22 protein-coding genes are annotated in these 21116 nt (G+C 33.8%); 13 read left to right on the top strand and 9 right to left on the bottom strand.

Features of this window, described 5'->3' with window-relative positions:
* Positions 1-53 precede the first annotated feature (53 nt).
* The 8 genes from SBO79_RS13135 to SBO79_RS13100 all read left to right on the top strand — a co-directional run bounded on the left by SBO79_RS13135 (position 54) and on the right by SBO79_RS13100 (position 4788).
* Entirely contained in the window at positions 54-830 is a 777-nt protein-coding gene (locus SBO79_RS13135) for an exonuclease domain-containing protein (protein WP_318640850.1), read from the top strand.
* Positions 831-878: 48 nt separating this feature from the next.
* Complete coding sequence (locus tag SBO79_RS13130; protein ID WP_318640849.1) at positions 879-1490, top strand: fumarylacetoacetate hydrolase family protein; 612 nt, start codon at positions 879-881, stop codon at positions 1488-1490.
* On the top strand, positions 1490-1837 hold the full coding sequence (locus SBO79_RS13125; RefSeq protein WP_318640848.1) for an Hpt domain-containing protein: 348 nt from the start codon (positions 1490-1492) through the stop codon (positions 1835-1837). Before SBO79_RS13130 ends, SBO79_RS13125 begins: the two co-directional genes overlap by 1 nt.
* Positions 1838-1883: 46 nt before the next feature.
* Positions 1884-3137, top strand: coding sequence for a CinA family nicotinamide mononucleotide deamidase-related protein (locus SBO79_RS13120; protein ID WP_318640847.1), 1254 nt, complete (start codon positions 1884-1886; stop codon positions 3135-3137).
* Positions 3138-3209: 72 nt separating this feature from the next.
* Positions 3210-3446, top strand: coding sequence for a 50S ribosomal protein L28 (gene rpmB / locus SBO79_RS13115; RefSeq protein ID WP_318640846.1), 237 nt, complete (start codon positions 3210-3212; stop codon positions 3444-3446).
* A 27-nt stretch (positions 3447-3473) separates the two neighbouring features.
* Positions 3474-3656, top strand: coding sequence for a 50S ribosomal protein L33 (rpmG, locus tag SBO79_RS13110; RefSeq protein ID WP_056069900.1), 183 nt, complete (start codon positions 3474-3476; stop codon positions 3654-3656).
* Between the two features lie 9 nt (positions 3657-3665).
* On the top strand, positions 3666-3818 hold the full coding sequence (locus SBO79_RS13105; protein ID WP_318640845.1) for a DUF4295 domain-containing protein: 153 nt from the start codon (positions 3666-3668) through the stop codon (positions 3816-3818).
* A gap of 544 nt (positions 3819-4362) precedes the next feature.
* Positions 4363-4788 (top strand): DUF2141 domain-containing protein, encoded by a 426-nt coding sequence (locus SBO79_RS13100; protein WP_318640844.1) that lies wholly within the window; start codon positions 4363-4365, stop codon positions 4786-4788.
* Positions 4789-4803: 15 nt separating this feature from the next.
* Here the strand turns inward: SBO79_RS13100 and SBO79_RS13095 are convergent, their stop codons facing one another.
* Positions 4804-5235: a DUF4268 domain-containing protein gene (locus SBO79_RS13095; protein WP_318640843.1), complete on the bottom strand. Its 432-nt coding sequence runs from the start codon at positions 5233-5235 to the stop codon at positions 4804-4806.
* Between the two features lie 62 nt (positions 5236-5297).
* On the opposite strand from SBO79_RS13095, the gene SBO79_RS13090 reads away from it, so the two are divergent.
* Together SBO79_RS13090 and SBO79_RS13085 are read left to right on the top strand one after the other, a co-directional pair.
* Positions 5298-5933, top strand: coding sequence for an NUDIX hydrolase (locus SBO79_RS13090; RefSeq protein ID WP_318640842.1), 636 nt, complete (start codon positions 5298-5300; stop codon positions 5931-5933).
* A gap of 44 nt (positions 5934-5977) precedes the next feature.
* Positions 5978-6724, top strand: coding sequence for a lysophospholipid acyltransferase family protein (locus SBO79_RS13085; protein WP_318640841.1), 747 nt, complete (start codon positions 5978-5980; stop codon positions 6722-6724).
* A gap of 9 nt (positions 6725-6733) precedes the next feature.
* On the opposite strand, the gene SBO79_RS13080 is transcribed toward SBO79_RS13085, so the two are convergent.
* From SBO79_RS13080 to SBO79_RS13070, 3 genes are all read right to left on the bottom strand, one after another.
* Positions 6734-7366 (bottom strand): DUF8845 family protein, encoded by a 633-nt coding sequence (locus SBO79_RS13080; protein ID WP_318640840.1) that lies wholly within the window; start codon positions 7364-7366, stop codon positions 6734-6736.
* A gap of 5 nt (positions 7367-7371) precedes the next feature.
* Positions 7372-7866, bottom strand: coding sequence for an RNA polymerase sigma factor (locus SBO79_RS13075; protein ID WP_318640839.1), 495 nt, complete (start codon positions 7864-7866; stop codon positions 7372-7374).
* Between the two features lie 65 nt (positions 7867-7931).
* Positions 7932-9011 (bottom strand): DUF3810 domain-containing protein, encoded by a 1080-nt coding sequence (locus SBO79_RS13070; protein WP_318640838.1) that lies wholly within the window; start codon positions 9009-9011, stop codon positions 7932-7934.
* 168 nt (positions 9012-9179) lie between these two features.
* On the opposite strand from SBO79_RS13070, the gene SBO79_RS13065 reads away from it, so the two are divergent.
* The 3 genes from SBO79_RS13065 to prfA all read left to right on the top strand — a co-directional run bounded on the left by SBO79_RS13065 (position 9180) and on the right by prfA (position 14735).
* Entirely contained in the window at positions 9180-10643 is a 1464-nt protein-coding gene (locus SBO79_RS13065) for an aminoacyl-histidine dipeptidase (protein WP_318640837.1), read from the top strand.
* A gap of 288 nt (positions 10644-10931) precedes the next feature.
* Complete coding sequence (locus SBO79_RS13060; RefSeq protein ID WP_318640836.1) at positions 10932-13502, top strand: adenosylcobalamin-dependent ribonucleoside-diphosphate reductase; 2571 nt, start codon at positions 10932-10934, stop codon at positions 13500-13502.
* Between the two features lie 156 nt (positions 13503-13658).
* Positions 13659-14735 (top strand): peptide chain release factor 1, encoded by a 1077-nt coding sequence (gene prfA, locus SBO79_RS13055; RefSeq protein ID WP_318640835.1) that lies wholly within the window; start codon positions 13659-13661, stop codon positions 14733-14735.
* Between the two features lie 551 nt (positions 14736-15286).
* Here prfA and SBO79_RS13050 read toward each other — a convergent pair.
* From SBO79_RS13050 to SBO79_RS13030, 5 genes are read right to left on the bottom strand one after another with little or no spacing between them, the layout of a single operon-like run.
* Positions 15287-16933 (bottom strand): LlaJI family restriction endonuclease, encoded by a 1647-nt coding sequence (locus SBO79_RS13050; protein ID WP_318640834.1) that lies wholly within the window; start codon positions 16931-16933, stop codon positions 15287-15289.
* Positions 16933-18774 carry an McrB family protein gene (locus SBO79_RS13045; protein WP_318640833.1) on the bottom strand — a complete coding sequence of 614 codons (1842 nt, stop codon included), beginning with the start codon at positions 18772-18774 and terminating at the stop codon, positions 16933-16935. The genes SBO79_RS13050 and SBO79_RS13045 overlap by 1 nt, the downstream gene beginning before the upstream one ends.
* On the bottom strand, positions 18758-19828 hold the full coding sequence (locus tag SBO79_RS13040; protein WP_318640832.1) for a DNA cytosine methyltransferase: 1071 nt from the start codon (positions 19826-19828) through the stop codon (positions 18758-18760). Before SBO79_RS13040 ends, SBO79_RS13045 begins: the two co-directional genes overlap by 17 nt.
* A complete protein-coding gene (locus SBO79_RS13035; RefSeq protein ID WP_318640831.1) occupies positions 19821-20684 on the bottom strand; it encodes a DNA-methyltransferase in 864 nt (287 codons plus the stop codon). Before SBO79_RS13035 ends, SBO79_RS13040 begins: the two co-directional genes overlap by 8 nt.
* Positions 20677-20874, bottom strand: coding sequence for a helix-turn-helix transcriptional regulator (locus SBO79_RS13030; RefSeq protein WP_318640830.1), 198 nt, complete (start codon positions 20872-20874; stop codon positions 20677-20679). Before SBO79_RS13030 ends, SBO79_RS13035 begins: the two co-directional genes overlap by 8 nt.
* Between the last annotated feature and the right edge of the window lie 242 nt (positions 20875-21116).

The following is a 21116-nucleotide window of genomic DNA, read 5'->3' as shown; positions in this document are numbered from 1 at the left end:
CGACGCGCAATATCGTCGGGTTTTTTTATAATAATACATTTAAGAATAAAATAATGCAAGAATTGACGCTTAGTAAACCGATGTGTTTTTTTGATTTGGAAACGACCGGTATAGATATTTCAAAGGACAGAATTGTTGAAATTTCTATTTTAAAAGTTTTCCCAAACGGAAATAAAGAAAGCAAAACCTGGTTGGTAAATCCCGAAATGCCTATTCCACCAAGTTCTACCGAAATTCACGGCATATCTGATGAGAAAGTTGCAAATGAACCTACCTTCAAAATGCTTTCTTCGCAAGTTTATAATATGATTAAAGATTCGGATTTAGCTGGCTTTAATTCAGACCGATTTGATATTCCATTATTAGCAGAAGAGATGCTACGAGCAGGAGTTGATTTTGATCTCAAAAATCGCGTTGCAGTTGATATACAAACCATCTTTCATAAAAAAGAAGAACGGACGCTAAGTGCAGCGTATAAGTTTTACTGTGGACAAACTTTAGAAAATGCGCACAGTGCCGAAGCAGATACAAATGCTACTTACGAAATTTTGAAAGCGCAATTGGAACGCTATCCTGATTTGTCCAAAGACATGAGAGAACTTTCAGAATATACCACTCGCAAGAAATCTGTGGATTTTGCAGGATTTATAGTACTTGATAAAGACAATGAAGAATGTTTTTCTTTTGGAAAACATAAAGGGCAGAAAGTGAATAAAATTTTAGAGTCGGAACCTGGATATTTTGGATGGATTCAAAATGCTGATTTTCCACTTTACACCAAAAAAGTTCTCACTGCGATTAAATTACGTAAATTAAATTCAAAAAATTAACGAAAAAGTTTACCTTAGTAGGTGTTTTTTACCAACAAAATTTATAAGATGAAAATTATTTGTATTGGACGCAATTATGCTAGTCATATTGCCGAGCTTCAAAATGAAAGACCTGAGGAGCCAGTAATTTTTATGAAACCTGATTCGGCATTAGTATTGAAACAGCATCCTTTTGTGATTCCTGAATTTAGTCAGGATGTTCATCACGAAATTGAATTAGTTGTAAAGATTAATAAGGTTGGAAAGTATATCGACAAAAAGTTTGCGCATAAATATTACGACGAAATCACGGTGGGTATTGATTTTACGGCCCGTGACGTTCAGCAAAAATTAAAGGATAAAGGATTGCCATGGGAAAAAGCGAAGGCATTTGATGGTTCGGCAGTTGTTGGAGATTTTATTAATAAAATTGACTTACAATCTGTTGATAACATTCAGTTTAAACTTACCAATAATGGTGTTACAGTACAAGCAGGTGAAAGTAAAAACATGCTTTGGAATATAGACGAAATTATCGCTTACGTTTCACAATTTTTTACATTAAAAATTGGAGACTTAATCTTTACAGGAACACCTCAAGGAGTTGCTTCTGTTAAGTCAGAGGATTTATTAGAAGGATTTTTAGAAGAGAAACAGTTATTTAGAATTCAAGTAAAATAATGGCATTACACTACAATCTATCCAAAGTTTACGCGCTATCTGACAATGATCCGGAATTTGTCAATCAAATTTTGCAGCTTTTCATCTCTGAAGTTCCCCAAGATTTAGAACAGATTAAAGCTGGAATAAAAGATAAAAATTATTATCAAGCTTATAGCTTTGCGCATAAAATAAAACCAACTTTAGACTTGTTGGGCTTAATTATCGCTTTTGAAGAAATCTTGCAAATAGAAGCATGGACAAAACGTGAAGGCAAGCGAAAAGAAATAAAAGAATCCTATAAGGCAGTAGAGACGCAAATTGAAAAGGCTATAAAAGAAATTAAAAAAGATTTCACGCTAAATTAATTTTTAAATGCCTGTAAAAATGCAATTTTGACACTATTCAAGTTTTATGAAAGCAAGTATTGTTACAATAGGCGACGAAATTCTGATTGGCCAAATATTGGATACCAATTCACAATTTATAGCAAAGTCATTAGATAAAATAGGAATTGAGATTAAATCAATTCTTTCTATCTCGGATGATGCTGAACAAATTAAACATACTTTTCAATCATTGCAAAATGAGGTTGATATTGTTTTAATTACCGGTGGATTGGGTCCCACAAAAGACGATTTAACAAAAAAAGTATTTTGTGATTATTTTGAAGATACCTTAATTGTTAATGAGGAAGTCCTAGCTCATGTAACCAAGATAATAGAGGAATATTATAAACGACCAATTTCTCGAATTAATAAAGATCAAGCCTTGGTGCCAAGTACAGCCATTATATTAAAGAATGTAAATGGAACGGCGCCTGGAATGTGGATGAAGAAACAAGATACAGTCTATGTATCGCTTCCTGGGGTGCCATTTGAGATGAAAGCCATAATTTTGGATGAATTGATTCCGAAAATAATAAAAGAGTATAAAAGATCGGTTATTATCCATCAAACGATCATCACCTTCGGACAAGGCGAAAGTCTAATCGCGGAACGTCTTGAGGATTGGGAAAATAATTTACCGGAAACTATAAAGCTAGCCTATTTACCTAGTGCTGGCAAGGTTAGACTTAGATTATCCGCACGTGGAGATTCGGAAAGGGAGATTAAAGATTTATTAGCAGAAAGTATTTCGCAGCTGGTAACGGTGATTGGCGATATCATTATTGGTATGGAAGAAGATGAAACTTTAGAAGCTTCTGTTTCAAATTTAATGCGAGCAAATAATCTCAGTTTGGCTACTGCTGAAAGTTGTACTGGAGGAAAAATCTCACAAATTTTAACCGAATTAGCTGGCGCTTCAACTTTTTTTAAGGGCGCAATTGTTCCATATGACACTAGTATCAAAATCGATGTATTAGGAATTAGCAGCGATCTTATCAAAGAGCATTCGGTGGTCAGTTCTGCAGTTGCTCGGCAGATGGCGCTATCGGTACAGAGGATGTTTAAGACTGATTATGCAGTGAGTACAACCGGAAATGCTGGTCCATCTAAAGGTGATTCTGATGCTGTATTAGGTACTGTTTTTATAGCAATTGCAACGCCAAAAGAGGTGATTGTAGAAGAATTTAACTTTGGACAGCCTCGAGAAAAAGTGATCGATCGTGCTGTAAATCAAAGCTTAGAGATGTTGCGCAAAGAAATTTTAAAAAATCTGCTTTAATTGTTTTGTTAAATAGGTTTCTTTTTTGTTACTTTGCACCCTGATTTTGAATAACGATAAAAGATAAGCATAATGTCAAGAGTTTGTGACCTTACGGGTAAAAGAGCGATGGTTGGAAATAATGTTTCCCACGCTATGAATAAAACTAAGAGAAAGTTTTCTGTAAACTTAGTGAAAAAGCGTTTTTACCTTGCTGAAGAAGACAGGTGGATTACGTTAAGAGTAGCCTGTTCTACAATTAAAACAATTAATAAAAATGGAATCGCTGCAGTTTTGAAAAAAGCGCAGTCAGAAGGATTTATTAAATAATCTTTTCCAAAATAACTATATAGCAAGATGGCAAAGAAAGGTAATAGAATTCAGGTAATTTTAGAATGTACTGAGCACAAAACAAGTGGTCAACCAGGTACATCTAGATACATAACAACAAAGAACAAGAAAAACACTCCAGACAGACTTGAGATTAAGAAATTTAATCCAATCTTGAAAAGAGTAACAGTTCATAAAGAAATTAAATAATACTTACTCATGGCAAAGAAAACCGTAGCAACTTTACAAGGAACATCAAAGAGACTTTCAAAAGCGATCAAAATGGTGAGATCTCCTAAAACAGGTGCATATACTTTTACTGAAAGTATTATGGCTCCAGAACTCGTTGACGAATTTATCAAAAAAAATTAGTCAAACGCATCTTATAAAAAAAGCTACTTCATCGAAGTGGCTTTTTTTATGCTTTAAAATTTCAACGGCAGTTAGATGCAGTACTATTTCATTAACTGGTTTATAGTACTTAAATATAAAACTTAAACAGAATTCAGCATAGCTTGTAGAAATTAAATTTTATAAGCGAAGATATTTATAATAAATATTTGTTAACTTTGAGATAACGTTCGCCTAGTATTTGGATCTATAATCTTAAAAATTCAACTACTATAGAACAGCAGAGTCAAAATTTTGTAAGATGACTGTGAGTTAAATTAGATAGGATGCGAGTATTACAATACATATTAGGTGGTCTTCTAATCAAAGTATGCCAATTCTGCGACTTATTGGATGAGGTAAAGAATCGTTTTTGAAGTAGTTATAATGATCTACTTTAGAAACTAGCGATTATCAATCTTTATTAAAATTCTGGATTTGTAAGTTTATTTTTAGGTTGAATTTCCTATTTGGCATTTTTATTGCCATGAGCCTATAACTGAATTAATTTAACTCTCCCAATACTATGACAATCCTAAAATATTTTTTCGTCTTTTCTATTTTATCCATTTTTCACGATGTTGCTCCAACTAATTCGGTTACCATTACTATAGAAAACTTGAAAAGCACGAAGGGCACTGTGCAAATTGCCGTATTTAATAGATCAGAATCATTTCCAAAAGCTGGCGGGGAGTATAAATTATCGCAGTTTAAGCTTTCTACAGGAAAATCAAATTTTACAATTAATGATTTACCTGATGGTGAATATGCGATTGCAATTCACCACGACGAAAATTCTGATGGAAAAATGAATACAAATATGGTTGGTATTCCCAAAGAGGGATATGCTTTCTCACGAGATTTTAAGCCAAAATTCAGTGCGCCGGTTTTTTCTGATTGTGCAATTCAAATTACTAGTGATCAGAAGCTAAACTTAAAAATGATTTATTAAAATGACGAATCACTATCAAATATCTTTGATGTAATCATCGTATTCCAAATAAAATCGCTCCAGTCCGTCCATGTTTTTATAGAAAAAGTCAAATATGCGATCCCAATCGCTGCGATTGCTGACTTTTACTCCGCTCATTTCTACCCAAACTCTAGAAACGATTTTTTGAGTCTCCAAGTGATATTCTTTCTCAAAAACGAGATCTTTCACAAATTCTTCATGTATAATACTTTTTAAAGACTCGAGTTTTTCAAAATACAAAACTCGCTTATCCTCGCTTTTATGCTCAATATCAATTAGAACTTGAACTTTTTTATTGTCAACGTAAAATTTGAATGAAAAATCTTTGATTTTGGTGTCATACAAAACCCATTTACGGGGGTATTTCTCTGCAAATGCAATCCAAAACTCTCTTTTTAACTTTTGATTTTCTTCTCTGCTATACACGTCTATCTTTTTTACTTTTTAAAATTCAATTTCTGTAACTTCGTCAAAAATATTTCCGAATTATGACTTTTGATGAATTTCTTCAATTAGCTCCAAAAATAGCGAAAGTATCTTTGCCAGCAACTGATTCGCATCTTAAAATGTCTCCGGTTGAAAGAAGGTTGCAACTTCTCAATCATGATTATAATCTTAAAGCTGCTAGGGATGCTGCGGTGATGATGCTTATCTATCCGGATCAAAATACTAGTATGATTGCATTGATCGTGCGAAATTCCTATAAAGGCGTTCATTCATCACAGGTGGCTTTTCCGGGCGGTAAAGTGGAAAAGGATGAAAGTATCTTGGAAGCAGCATTGCGTGAGACTCATGAAGAAATTGGAGTAAGACCCGAGCAAATAAACATTATCTGCTCATTTTCGAGCGTCTTTATACCTCCAAGTAATTTTAATGTCTACCCGTTTTTAGGATTCTGTGATACAAAACCTCAATTTATTCCAGACCCGAGAGAAGTCGCGGCAATGGCGCTGTTTCCTTTAGCTGATATTTTAGACGATAATAGTTTGACCTTACAGCGGGTAACTGCTAGTTACTCTACAGATGTAGTAGTTCCTGCCTTTAAGATGGACGGCACCGTTATTTGGGGTGCAACTGCGATGATTTTGCAAGAATTAAAAGATGTTTTAAAAAGCATTGTTTAGCCTTCCACTTTCGTACTTTTGATACGAAACCTCAAATCTTGTAAATGAAAATTTTTGATAGAAATCCATTCGGACACATCTTATTTCTAAAAAAATGGTTGATTCGTATTTTGGGATTTATGAGTCATCAGAGATATCAAGGTTTTAATGAGCTTAAAATTGAAGGTTCAGAAATTATCAAAAATTTGCCAGATTCCAATGTCTTATTTGTAGCCAATCATCAAACATATTTTGCCGACGTTGCAGCAATGTTTCACGTTTTTAATGCTAGTTTAAAAGGAAGAACAGATACACTTAAAAATGTGATGTACATCTGGAATCCTAAGCTTAATATCTATTATGTAGCAGCTAAGGAGACGATGAAAAAAGGACTTCTACCAAAAATTTTCTGCTATGCTGGAGCTATTACCGTCGAACGAACTTGGAGAAGTAAGGATGAGGAAGTAAAACGCGATGTAAATCCAAATGACATCGAAAATATAAAACTTGCGCTAGATGACGGTTGGGTGATTACGTTTCCGCAGGGAACAACCAAATCTTTCAACCCTATCCGGAAAGGTACTGCGCATATCATCATGCAACATCGCCCTATAGTTATTCCGATTGTAATCGATGGTTTCCGACGCTCTTTTGACAAGAAAGGACTTCGCATAAAAAAGAAAGGTGTTTTGCAATCTATTGTAATAAAGCCACCACTTATAATTGATTATGACAATGATTCTATTGATGATATTGTTCATAAAGTTGCCTTTGCAATTGAGCAAGACCCATCTTTCCTCAAAGTTCACTAGCCAACTGCGCTACATTTCTATACGCTTCAGTTCTTTGTAATTTGTATGGAGTTTTCTAGTTAGTCTACCGTAAACCAAGCGGTAAAACAGCCAAAACAAGCCCACAATAATTGATGTCATGATTACAACCCCTACAATTACGCCTGCCATCATACTAGATTCTGACTGCATTTTCTCTTTCATTCCCACGATCGCAGGATTGTAGGTAAAAGCAGTAAAAATGCCCAGTAACATACCAAATACAATCATAAATAAATTGTATTTTACGTACAATCTTACAATTTTCCTGGTTCTCAATATGGAGTTCATCAACTTTTTGGTAGATGAAACTGTTGATATTTGTCGATACTTTTTATAAAAGAAATATATAAATCCTATTGAAATCACATAATTAAAAATACTGATTGCATCAAAATATATTTCTAATTCCGGATGGTTGATGCTTTTTAAATAATCATCTGTACTACTATAAAAGCTAATTGCTGTCCATAGAATTATCTCACCGATACTAAAGATTAGAATCCATTGCACAATTGACGACGAACTCTTATGTAGCATCTTATAAAGTTCCAACTCTGAAACTTCCTTAAATATAGTATTGGTTTTCTTCCAATCTTTTTTTAATAAATCCAATTCATCCATTAGTTCTACGGATTTAATATTTTTTTTAATTTCCCTTTGATTCTGTTGACTTTTACTCTTGCATTGACCTCCGTTATTCCTAAAGTCTCAGAAATTTCCGCGTAATCCTTTTCTTCTAAATACATATAAACGATTGCTTTCTCAATATCGTTTAGCTGATAAACTGCTTGATACAGCAATTTTAGCTGCTCTTCCTCTTCATAATTATAATCTTCACATTTTGTAATGTGAAATTGTGAATCAAATTCGACAGTATTTATAGTCCGAGTACTTTTGCGGTAAAGTGTTATAGCAGTATTTAATGCGACGCGATATGCCCAAGTCGAAAATTTTGCTTCTCCACGAAATTTCGGATAGGCTTTCCAAAGCTGAATTGTGATTTCTTGAAACAAATCCATGTGCGAATCCTGATCTCGTGTGTAGAGACGGCAGATTTTATGCACAATGTTTTGATTTGCCTTCAATTGCTGAACGAAATCGGCTTCGGTATTCGTGGTCATATTTTGATTAGTAGTTTTCTGAAGCTTTTTGTTACACTTTCGTGAAATTAATTTTGGCTAAAGGCTTAAGGTAAGTCCGTTGTTTTGTAATAGCCAACCAGTAAATCAACAAATTTGCTGTAGCCTTCCAATCCATCTTCTTGCTTGTTTGCCTTTAGAAAATTATCGTAGAAAATGGAGAAAAATTTGTCTGTCTTGCCTGAATAGTAGTTCCAAAAGTCTTCACTTTCTTGGAAGTTTTTTAAAATTCCAGGATTGATAGTTTTAAAAGTCTTTTGAAATTCTTGCTCGTCTTGAAATTTTAAAGCGCCGAGGCAATAGCGCAGCGCCATCGTATAGCCTGAATATTTGATAAATAAATCTGGATTTTGGACCGTAGATAGATAACCCACAAAATTAGCTTCACTTTCAGATGCTATTCCTATCTGATGCGCCATTTCGTGACTTGCTGTTGCTGGAATAGAATATTTTGGCATTTCGGTATTTACCTGCGCTTCATTGGTAAAGGGATTCAAATATCCTGCAAAACCCATATAACTTAAGGGAACCGAGAAAATAGAATTTTTGACACTAATAGTTGAATAAGCAAATTCTGAATTTTCTTTTTCTAAATTTTTATAGCCTGCCAAATTCAATTTGTACATTTCCGAAGTAGAGTAGGGAATAAGTACGATTTTGTCCTTGTCTGAAGTTATTTCTTCCTGAAGTTGGTTAGTTTTTTGAATTAGTTTGTTCGTGAATACTAGAAGTTCGGCAGAAGTATATTCTGTAGTAAAATTTAGTCTTTCGGTAATTGGCTGTCGGTGGTAATTCAGCGCCCAGAGAAAATTAAATAGGAAGTAGAATACACCTAAAACAGACAAGACATTCAAAAGTGATTGTTTAAGTGTCCATTTCTTCTTTCGAATTATCGAAATACCTAAATGGTAAATTAAATAGAGAATTATCGAGATATAAAGTACATCACCAAACGAAAATGGCAATCTGCCAAAGGTCAGTCGCAAACCCTTCGAGATATATTGAAAAAGAAAATTGCTGTAGTACCGTTCTATAAATTCGGGAAATGCGGACAAAATCTGAACTGCAACGATGCTAATCAAAAGTAGCGAAGGCAAGAAGTATTTCTTAAAAGTAGTGTGGTTCATTTGAAAATATTATCTCTTACCAATTCGTCTTTTAGCGAAAGCGAAAAAATTAATTTGAGAGTTTAAAATTAAGGAATTTTACTAAGAAAAATAGAATATAATATCTTGCTGCTTTTGAGTTTCTTATATTTGTTGAATTGTCTAACACAAATTTTTTAAAACATATATATGAGTCAAGAAATTAGAAATTTAGAGCCAAAAGTGCTTTGGAATAAGTTTGCAGATTTGAATGCAGTTCCTCGCCCTTCCAAAAAAGAGGAAAGAGTAATTGAGTTTATGAAACAATTTGGAGAGAGTTTAGGTTTAGAAACTTTTGAAGATGAAATTCGCAATGTAATTATCAGAAAGCCTGCCACTGCGGGAATGGAAAATCGCAAGCCTATTGTTTTGCAAGGTCACTTGGATATGGTGCATCAAAAAAATGCCGATACAAATTTTGATTTTGACACTCAAGGAATCGATATGTATGTTGATGGTGACTGGGTTCGCGCTCGTGGAACAACTTTAGGTGCAGATAACGGACTTGGAGTTGCAGCGATTATGGCAGTTTTGGAAAGTAAAGATCTTGCGCATCCTGCAATCGAAGCTTTGTTTACAATTGACGAAGAAACTGGAATGACGGGAGCTTTGAATCTTAAAGGTGGAATTCTGCAAGGAGAAATACTTTTAAATCTTGATACAGAAGAAGATAACGAAATTGATATTGGTTGTGCCGGAGGAATTGATGTAACGGCTACTCGCGGGTACGAGGAAGAAGAAACACCAGAAAATTCAGTTGGATATAAAATCTCGGTGAAAGGTCTTAACGGAGGTCACTCCGGGATGGATATTCACAAAGGATTGGGGAATGCCAACAAAATTATGAACCGTTTATTATTTGATGGGTTTGAAAACTTCGGACTTCAGATTGCAGAAGTTGATGGAGGAAGTTTGAGAAATGCGATTCCGAGAGAAAGTAATGCCACCGTAATTATTTCGGGGATTTATGACGAAGCTTTCGTTTTTGATATGCAGGAAGTAATTGGCGATATCAAATCTGAATTGCATACAATGGAGCCAAATCTTTCGATTACCATCGAAAAATGCGATACTCCAGCAAAAGTGATGGCTCTAGGAGTTCAAGAAGGAGTTGTTAGAGCAATTTATGCAGCACACAACGGAGTTTACAGAATGAGTCCAGATATGGAAGATCTTGTAGAAACTTCTAATAATGTTGCCAGAGTTGTTATTAAAGACGGAACTGTAGAAATTAAATGTCTAACCAGATCATCTGTAGAAAGTTCAAAAATGGATTTGGCCAATGCGCTTCGTTCTGCTTTTGAATTAACTGGATGCGAAGTTGAATTTGGCGGATCTTATCCAGGATGGACTCCAAATGTAAATTCTGAAATTTTGGATGTATTAGTTGATATTTATCAGAAACAAAATACCGATAAACCAGATGTTGTAGCTTGTCACGCAGGTCTAGAATGTGGAATTTTAGGAACGAATTATCCAGATATGGATATGATCTCTTTTGGACCAACGATCAAAGGAGCTCACTCTCCAGATGAACGTGCATCTATAAAATCATCTCAAAAATTCTGGAAATATCTTGTAGAAATTTTAGAAAATATTCCTGTAAAAAATTAGGTTATTATATATTCTCAATCAAATCCCGAAACGCCTCTGTTTCGGGATTTTTTTTGGATTTTTTTTGCGGTTTTCCTAACGGCTGTTAGTGTAAAATTAAATATTTAAAATCGCTAGGAAAATATCAAAGTAAAAAAATTTGTAAACTTTTCGCTACTCAATATTTAATAAACATCTGAAAATCAACAAATTGCAAAATAAATTTGATAACTTGTTGATATCTTTAAATTTTTCAAGTAAAAAATGTTGAAGTTTTGGTAACTTTGTTGTCTACCAAAAATTAATCCTATGGAAAATGTTATTGCTGCAGAAAAATCTACAAAATATACTAACGATCAAGCTTTTAAGGCGTCTTTAGATTACTTTAAAGGGGATGATTTGGCCGCTAGAGTGTGGCTTAATAAGTATGCTTTAAAAGATTCTGATGGAAATATCTACGAATTATCTCCAAACGATATGCACCGTCGTATTGCAAGTGAGATTGCAAGAATTGAAGTTCGCTATCCAAATGCAATGAGCGAAGATGAAATTTTTGACCTAATCAAGGATTTCAATTATATCATTCCGCAAGGAAGTCCAATGACTGGAATTGGAAATCCTTATCAAATAGCTTCTTTGTCAAATTGTTTCGTAATTGGTAATGGATCAAAAAGTGATTCTTACGGCGGAATTATGAAAATTGACCAAGAGCAAGTCCAACTAATGAAACGCCGTGGTGGAGTAGGACACGATCTTTCTCACATTCGTCCAAAAGGATCGGCGGTAAAAAATTCAGCATTAACTTCTACAGGTCTTGTGCCGTTTATGGAGCGTTTCTCAAATTCAACTAGAGAAGTAGCGCAAGATGGTCGTCGTGGAGCTTTGATGTTGTCAGTTTCTATAAACCACCCAGATTCAGAAGATTTTATCGATGCCAAATTAGAGCAAGGTAAAATCACCGGAGCAAACGTATCGGTTCGTATTGACGACGCCTTTATGAGAGCGGTAAAAAATGACGAAAAATATACTCAAAAATATCCTATTCACAGCGATAATCCTGCCTTCACAAAAGATGTGGAAGCTCGTAGAATTTGGTCAAAAATTGTCCACAATGCTTGGAAATCTGCAGAGCCAGGAATCTTGTTTTGGGATACAATTATCAATGAATCATTGCCTGACTGCTACGCAAATCTAGGTTACGAAACTGTTTCTACAAATCCTTGTGGCGAAATTCCACTATGTCCTTATGATTCTTGCCGTCTTCTTGCAATCAATTTATTTGCTTACGTAAACAATCCGTTTACAAAAGAAGCTTCGTTTGATTTTGAACTTTTCAAAAAACACGTGAACAAAGCGCAACGAATGATGGATGACATCATCGATCTTGAATTGGAGAAAATTGATGCAATTCTAGCAAAAATTAATGCCGATCCCGAAGATGAAGAAATCAAAAGAACAGAACGTAATCTTTGGACAGAAATCAGAATCAAAGCTGAAGAAGGAAGAAGAACAGGGGTTGGAATCACTGCCGAAGGTGATATGCTTGCCGCTTTGGGAATTAGATATGCTAGCGAAGAAGGAACTGCTTTCTCTGTAGAAGTACACAAAACTCTAGCACTAGCTGCCTACAGAGCTTCTGTAGAAATGGCTGCCGAAAGAGGTGCTTTTGCAATATATGATTCAAAAAGAGAAGAGAACAATCCATTTTTAATGAGAATTAAAGATGCCGATCCAGCTTTATACAACGATATGATGGAGCACGGTCGTAGAAATATTGCACTTCTTACAATTGCGCCAACAGGAAGTACAAGTTTGATGACTCAGACAACTTCGGGAATTGAGCCGGTATTTATGCCAGTTTACAAAAGAAGAAGAAAAGTTAATCCAAACGATAAAGATGTTCGTATTGATTTTGTCGATGAAGTAGGAGATTCTTGGGAAGAGTATGTTGTATTTCACCATAATTTTAAATTATGGATGGAAATAAACAACTTAGATACGACTATCAATTATTCTAACGAAGAGTTGGATGTGATTATAGAGAAATCACCTTACTATAAATCAACTTCAAATGATGTTGATTGGTTGAGTAAAGTGAAAATGCAAGGAGCAATTCAGAAATGGATTGACCACTCAATTTCAGTGACAATCAACGTTCCGAATGACGCTACCGAAGATTTAGTAGATCAGTTATACAGAACAGCTTGGGAAGAAGGATGTAAAGGAGTTACTGTTTACAGAGATGGTTCAAGATCTGGAGTTTTGATTTCGAATGAAACTAAGAAAGAGGAAAAGCCTGAAACCGAAGGCTTGACAACTACTCCAATACTTTTCACTTCCAAGAGACCTCAAATTCTAGAAGCTGACATCGTAAGATTTCAGAATAATAAAGAAAAATGGATTGCTTTTATCGGAATCCTTGACGATCGTCCTTATGAAATTTTCACCGGATTATCTGATGACGAAGATGGAATTTTGATTCCAAGATGGGTAACCGAAGGAAGCATTATCAAAAATAGAAACGAAGATGGCAGCAGCCGTTATGACTTTCAATATAAAAACTTGAGAGGGTACAAAACCACAATCGAAGGTTTATCTCATAAATTTGATCCAGAATACTGGAACTACGCTAAATTGATTTCTGGGACTTTACGTCACGGAATGCCAATTCAGAATGTTGTAGATCTTATTAATAGTTTACAATTAAGCACTGAATCCATTAATACGTGGAAAAATGGTGTTGCTAGAGCATTAAAGAAATATGTTCCAGACGGAACAGAAATCGCTGGTCAGAAATGTTCCAACTGTAGCTCAACTCAATTGATGTATCAAGAAGGTTGTCTTACTTGCAAAAACTGTGGTTCGTCAAAATGCGGATAATAATTGGTTAATTCTTTAAAAATGCAGGTTCAAAAAAGAGAAATTCTCAACTTTTTGACCTGCATTTTTTTATTAAGACACTATTATACAGAACAACACAAAATATAAACGATTTTTTCGTAAATTTGCACTCCTATATAAAGAAAGAAACACACGATGTTAGATAGACTACAAATAGTTAAGCAACGTTTTGACGAGATATCAGATTTAATTATTCAGCCTGCGGTAATTGCAGATCAGAAGCGCTATGTGCAACTTAATCAAGAGTATAAAAACTTGAAAGGACTTGTTGCAAAGCGTGAGGAACTAGTTTCACTGCTCTCAAATATTGCTGAGGCGAAGGAGATTCTTGCTGACGGAAGCGATCCTGAGATGAATGATATGGCCAAAATGCAGATGGAAGAGGCAAATGATCGTATTCCTGAATTGGAAGACGAGATCAAATTTATGCTGATTCCCAAAGATGCAGAAGACGCCAAAAACGTGATGGTCGAAATTCGTGCAGGTACTGGTGGAGACGAAGCGAGTATTTTTGCCGGAGACTTGTTCAGAATGTATACTAAATACTGTGAAAACCGCGGATGGAGAACATCAGTGGTGGATATGAATGAAGGTACTTCGGGAGGATTCAAAGAGGTGATTTTTGAAGTTACCGGCGAGGATGTTTACGGAACTTTGAAGTTTGAGGCAGGTGTACACCGAGTGCAGCGTGTTCCTCAGACAGAAACTCAAGGTCGAGTTCATACTTCTGCAGCCACGGTTATGGTACTTCCAGAAGCGGAGGAATTTGATGTACAGATAGATATGAACGATGTGAGAGTAGATTTTTTCTGTTCGTCAGGGCCTGGAGGTCAGTCGGTGAATACTACAAAATCTGCGGTGAGATTGACCCACATTCCTTCGGGATTGATCGCGCAATGTCAAGATCAGAAATCGCAGCATAAGAATAAAGATAAGGCGATGGGCGTTTTGCGTTCAAGACTTTACGAGCAGGAACTTGCCAAAAAAGAGGCTGAAGATGCTACTAAGAGAACATCACAAGTGAGCTCTGGTGACCGTTCTGCAAAAATTAGAACCTACAATTATGCACAAGGTCGTGTTACAGATCACCGAATTGGTCTGACCCTTTACGATCTTGGAAATATTATGAATGGTGAAATCCAGAAGATTGTAGACGAACTTCAGTTGGTAAGCAATACCGAAAAATTGAAAGAAGCGAGCGAAGTTTTCTAAACCGAAACTGCTATTAAATATAAATGCCTTGAGAAATTATTTTTCAAGGCATTTTTTCTTTTGTTGAAGTTGGAGTTTTTTTTGGGCGAGACCTGCGCCAAGAAAACCGCGATACCATTCAGCATTTAGGGTAGCGCAGGTCCGGGCTATCCCTTCCCAATCTTTGTTGTAGCTTTTGCTCCGCAACGCCACAACAAAGGATTTGCTTCGCCAGTTCGCAAAAGCTCGGGTCCAGTACTATCCCTCTCGCGGGGTGAGGGGTTTGATTGAAAAAATTTTTGAATTAAGAAAAGATTTAACAATATAACTAAATTTGGTAAATCAGGAATTTTACAGAAGCAAAGGTAATCAGGTAGCAGTGGTAATGGCAACCCAGCAAAAAATTTGATACAACGTCAAATATTCATTTATTGATAAACCCTCTTTTGGCACAAACACCTGTTAGTATTTCGCCCTTGTTTTCGTCCGCGTTTGTTCATTGTCATTTTTCTCTTAATCAATTTTTGTTAGGCTCTGTAAGGTTTTAAGAAAGTTAATTATATCACCTTTAGCTATGTTAAATTGTACTCTGTTTTTGTTTTTAGATCTTCTTCTATTTTTGCTAATATGAATGTTTGGTCGTGTTTTTCGAATGCTAAAATTAATTCCTCTTTTAAGTTTGACGGTTTGTAAATTTTACCATTTAAAAGCTTAAAATGTTTTTCAATAAATAAATTGTCTTTTGGTTCAAGAATGTAAAAGTGGTATTTGTCATTAACAAATGAAACTAATTTTTCTCTGAACTTTTTACGTGTGTCATTTTTGAAGTTTGTCTTTAATGTTGAATTGTTAGTTAAATAAGCCGATATAACAAATAGAAAGTTAATATTGTAAGACTGAACAATTAATGTATCACGGTCAAACAAACGATTTTCAAAATGTTTCTGCATTATTGGTTTCCCTGCTTCTGTTAAGCAGGAATTTGAAAAGTCAAAGTCTTTATTTACGAAAGCTGATATAAAGAAATTTGGTGTAATGTTATAACCTTCGGTTAAATTTTCTCTATACCTAAGTTGCTTGTCTAATTTATGATCATTAAATAAGTCAATATTGTACTGAATTACATTTTTGGCGTAAGTGAATTGCTTTGCCTTGGAATATTTCCCCACGCTATTTTTTGGACTGTAATATTTACTATCACCAACGAAATAAATTTCATCTGCAAATAAAAGTGATTTATATTTATAAATATGATCAACTTGTTTTCCATCTGCGTGATTTTTTAATTCAGGCAATAATTGACTATCACCGATTAAGTCGTCAATCATATCTTCAAATACAATATTGAAATCTTTTATTAATAGAACTTCTTCAATTTGTTTTTTGGATTGTGTTTTTTCGCTTCTTTCAAAAAAAGCATAGAGTAAATTATACAAACTAATCATTTTGTCTGAATAGTACTTGTCTTTGATACTTTTTAAATATCTGCAACCTTTACGCAAAACATTTTCAAATTGATGACCTTTGATAAGTTCATAATTTTGCGGTGGATAAAAGTCAAAAGCATATTTTCCTTTGATGAAATATAAGGTTGAATAGAAAAGAACTAAGAGTTCTTCGTCATAATTAACTTTTTTTCTTGTAGTTGCTAAATCAAGATATATAGGTGTATTGTTTTGAATAATTGGCTGTTTTTTATTAATTGTTTTATGCCAATTTATCTTATTTTGTTGTGAATGAGCAGATTTTGATATAAACGAAAATAAAGTCTGACTTTCCTTATAGAATTTTAATAAACTTAAAATAATATCAAGTTCTGTATTCGATTTTTCTTCAAGGTTGGTAACAACTTGATTCAAAAATTGATTCTCAGAAATTGAATTATAAAAATGGCGTTTATTGAATTGTTGAACTGCTCTGTATAGCCAAGTTGAGATTTCAAAAACAATTTTGTCTTTTCCTGTTTTTGAAAGAATATCCTTTTCTTCAGTAGTTAGTATTACTAAAGTTTCAGGCTCAAATTCATCAAAAGCTAAACCGTATTCATTAATGAATACCTTTGGAAAAATGATAACAGCATCGTTTATTAGTGGATTAAAGTAATAACCGACATAACTAATTTTTGAGTAAACAGAATTGATTGGAAAGAAATATCTTTCAGATAAAACTTGTTTAAGTTTTTCTGTTTTGTATTGATATTCTTCAAATAGGATAATCATTATACTACTTCTATTGCGTTATAAGTCAAAAAAGCTTTTACTAAATCTGTTGAATTCTCATTGTATAAATCACCAAATTGAAAATCCTTTACCTCTCCATTTTCTTCAAATTTAAATATTGAATTTTGTGTACCGTATTCATCTTTGTATACTTCAGACCATAAATAAAACAGCACTTTAGACCTAAACTGATCAAACGTGATATTTCCATCTTTGGGATTTACAAAGCGGTTTCCAAGTTGTTTATCTTCACTTCCTGTTAGTTCTTTAATTTTCGGATTGATGTTTTTAATAAAGTTACCCCAGTTATATGTGCTATCTCCTACAACGATTTTTAAAGAATTTGCGTCCTCATAATTAATTGGTACAAATTCCCAATCCCAACGTCTTTTGAAGGCACTATCCATTGGAAATAAAGATTGGTCAGATGTATTCATTGTTGCCAAAATGTATAAATTGTTTGGCAGAATGATTTTATCAAAATCTTCTGTTTGGATTTTTGCTTTGTATTCACCTACTGCATCTAAATTATCAGAGCTTTCAAATACAGCTTTCAAATATTTTGCTAAATCCTTATCGCAATTAATGTCATATTTTGAAAAGCCGTTATCATCTCTATCTAAACATTGAAATAAGTCTCCAAAAATTTGAGCACAGTTTCCTCTGTTGATTTCTTCAATAATTAAGAAATATGGTTGTTTCGGGTTTAGCCAAGCATTGCAATATGCTTTCGTAAATACTTGCGGAACAAACTCGTATTTTATGCTGATTCCATCCATTACAGGTTTATAACTTCCAACAAAAGAATGATAATCTGTTTCAGGATGAAATGTTGTTCTTACGATTCTTTTATCTCTCGTAATATTTTCAACAGTTCTACTTTTTCCTGTTCCAGGAGAACCGAAGAAAATGATTTGATGAGGGATATTCTCTAAATTTTGAGGACCGTTTGTCTCCTCATTCTCTCTTTCTAATTCAACAATCTCTATGTTTTTTGGTGTCAAGTCTAATTGATTAGCAACTTTAATTCTATAATTTACATATTCATCTAATGAAGTCTGGTCTCTTAAACTAACATTATCGCCTTCTACTTTTAGGTATGGATGCAAATTGTGAGAATAAAGAGATTTTAAGTTTCTTAAAGTTCCTTTAATTTCTTTTGCTCCTTTTAAATCAACTGCATCTGTGGAATTGTTTATTAAATCATAAATGCCTTCCTGTTGGAAAAGAACGTCAGTATTATCGTTTAGCCAAGTTTTGTATAGAGTATCTTCTGTTAATATTAATAAAGTTGTCTTTAACTTAGATTCTAAATTTTGATTTTCTACTTCAACAGATTCATTGAAAAGCCAAGAATACAAAACTTTTTTCGCAAGTTCTGTAATCGCATTATTATCGTCACTTAATGTGGATTTGAGTAAAATAAGATTAGAGGTGAAATTTAATGATTTAGGAACTCTAACTCTTCCGGTTCTTTCCTGACTTGAAGAACTAGAATTTATAGCCTTTACTTTTGCAAGTTTCCAAACTATTTGAAGAGAAACTTGTAAAGGTTCAAGTTGCATTGTAACCAACGGGTTATCTTTTCTTAGGTCATCGATTTTTTGCTCATTATAACCATTAATGGAAGAAAAGAAATTTTTCATCGAATCAATCAATTCATCTTTAATATTAATAGTATTGCCAGACTGAACTGAATAATCAAGATATTCCTTTTCTTCATTTAAGAGATATAACAAAATTGTTAATGCAATTAATTCTTTTGGTTTAGGCAATGATGACCCTACAGCTAATTTTGGATCTATCGGAATTCGTCTTTTTACATTATTTGGTAAGTTCATTTTCTATGTCTTTCTTAATTATTTTCGCTATTTCTGATGCTAACAAAGGTGGAACGGCATTTCCGACTTGTTTCATTTGTATTGTTTTTGTTCCATAGAAAATAAAATCATCTGAAAAAGATTGAATTCTTGCTGCTTCACGAACTGTTAAGCACCTATTTAAAATAGGATGCGTAAAAAGGCCAGATGACGGTGTGTCAAATCTAGTTGTAATTGTAGCGGCAATTCCATCTTCTGGCAATCTTGTCCAAGTTCCACTATAAATTGATTTAGTTCTATGCTCTGGAGGTAGAACTTCCTTTCCCTTTCCTTTCGGGATCAACTTCAATCTCTCGATTGCTAATTCGGAATGTTTAGTAGATTGGTGATTATAAATTCCTTTCGATTTACTGCGTAATTTTTTTTGATAGTCTGATAAAGGTTGTTTATCATATTCAAAAAACTCTTTGCCTTGCCCTGACTCAAGATGTGGAAGGTCGTAAATTGCGTCCTTTATAGTGATTTTAATATTATTAGGTTTTGGAAATTCTAATAAATCTCCACTTAATGAGCCAATAAAAAAAGCTCTTTTTCTATTCTGAGGTATCCCAAAATCTGATGCATTTAATATGGTTGAGTTTACTGCATAACCTAATTTTTCAAACCCTTTTATAATTTCATCTTTAAAAAAACCATTTGCTGTTGTTAAAACGTTGGGCACATTTTCTAAAACAAAGTACTTTGGTTTAAATATTTCAACTGTATCAATAAACTTTTTAAAAAGATAATTTCTCTCATCATCAATATTTAATCTCTTACCTTTTTGCGAAAAACCTTGGCAAGGCGGACCTCCAACAATAACATCGATTTTAGGATGGTTTTCTTTGAGGAGTTTTAAATCTATCTTTGAAATGTCTTCATCGTAAACAATTGTTTTGGGATGATTTAATTTATAAGAATATGCTATTTCCTTATTATGTTCTATTGCAAATTCTATTTCAAATCCTTTTGAAATAAAACCTTGCGATAATCCACCAACGCCAGCAAATAAATCTGCAACTTTTAACTTACTCATTCAGCATTCTTTTTTTTGAAAGTTCATAATATTCATCGCTTAATTCTATTCCAATGAACTTTCTTTTTAATTTTCTAGAACATACACCTGTTGTACCACTTCCCATAAATGGATCTAGTACAACATCCTCTTCGTTAGATAATAAATTAATAAAATGTGCTATAACTTTCGTCGGTTTTTGTGTCGGATGTTTACCAAATTGCTTCTCTTTGCCTGTTGTTAGTGACGTCTCTATAAAATCGTGTTCCAACTTGCCATCATTATTAAAAGTTCCAGAAGTGTCATCCTTTATAAAGTAAACCCAAGCTTCCGTCGAATTGACAAAATGAATATTCATATTTCTAGGCATAGGATTAGTTTTATGCCATATTCCTGTTGTCTTGTAATAGAATTTGTATTTTGATGCAAGTTTTATAATTGTTTCTATTTTAATTAGTGACATAAACAAAAGTAAAGCACCTCTTTTTTTAAGAATTCTACTACTTTCGCTAAAAAAAACGTCCATTTCCTTTTCCCAATCTTCCTGAGACAAATTGTCCCAACCTGCATATGCGAATTGATTTTCACGCATTTTTACAAGGTTTGTATTCCTGTTATGCATAAAATTTCCAAGATTATATGGAGGATCTGTTAAAATCAAATCTACAGTAGAAGATTTCAGGAATTTTAAATACTCAACACAATTACCATTTCCCAATAGAGTATGTCGGCCTATTGATTCAAATTCAAGTTCTTTATTTTTAGAAACTATTTTGAATTCATCCCTTAAATTATTTTCATCTGAATAAGCAAACAAATCCAACTGTGGCTCTTCAACTACATAAATATTCTCAAATTCAATGGTCTCTTTACACATTAGTTTTGCTGTTTAAAAGTTCCTTTGCGTCCACTTTCAAAATCTTCGCTATTTCAAATAGCACTTCTAATCTTGGTTGCTGTCTATTTTGAATGTAAGAATTAACCATGTTATAACTTTTTCCTAATTGTTCTGCAAGCCACTTTTGCTTAATTCCTTTTTCTTCCAAAACCACTTTAATTCTGTTCATATTTTTCTTTCGACTTATGTGGAAGTGCAAATATACTTTATTGTATTTATTATCTCATTTTTTAAGATAGTAAACAATGAAATTCAGTAAGTCTCCAAATCAATCCGACTTGGCTGGTTTATCATAAAATTAAAGTTTTACCCCTGTGCGCTCAGATAAGTCTCGATATTGGCTTTTCATGACAAACTAAACAAGGTTATTAGTAATTAACACATTAATATCACCGATATGATAAGCCATAC

The sequence above is a fragment of the Flavobacterium ardleyense genome (genome assembly GCF_033547075.1).
In the GTDB taxonomy this organism is placed as follows: Bacteria; Bacteroidota; Bacteroidia; order Flavobacteriales; family Flavobacteriaceae; genus Flavobacterium; species Flavobacterium ardleyense_A.
This window is presented reverse-complemented; position numbering and strand designations above follow the sequence as displayed.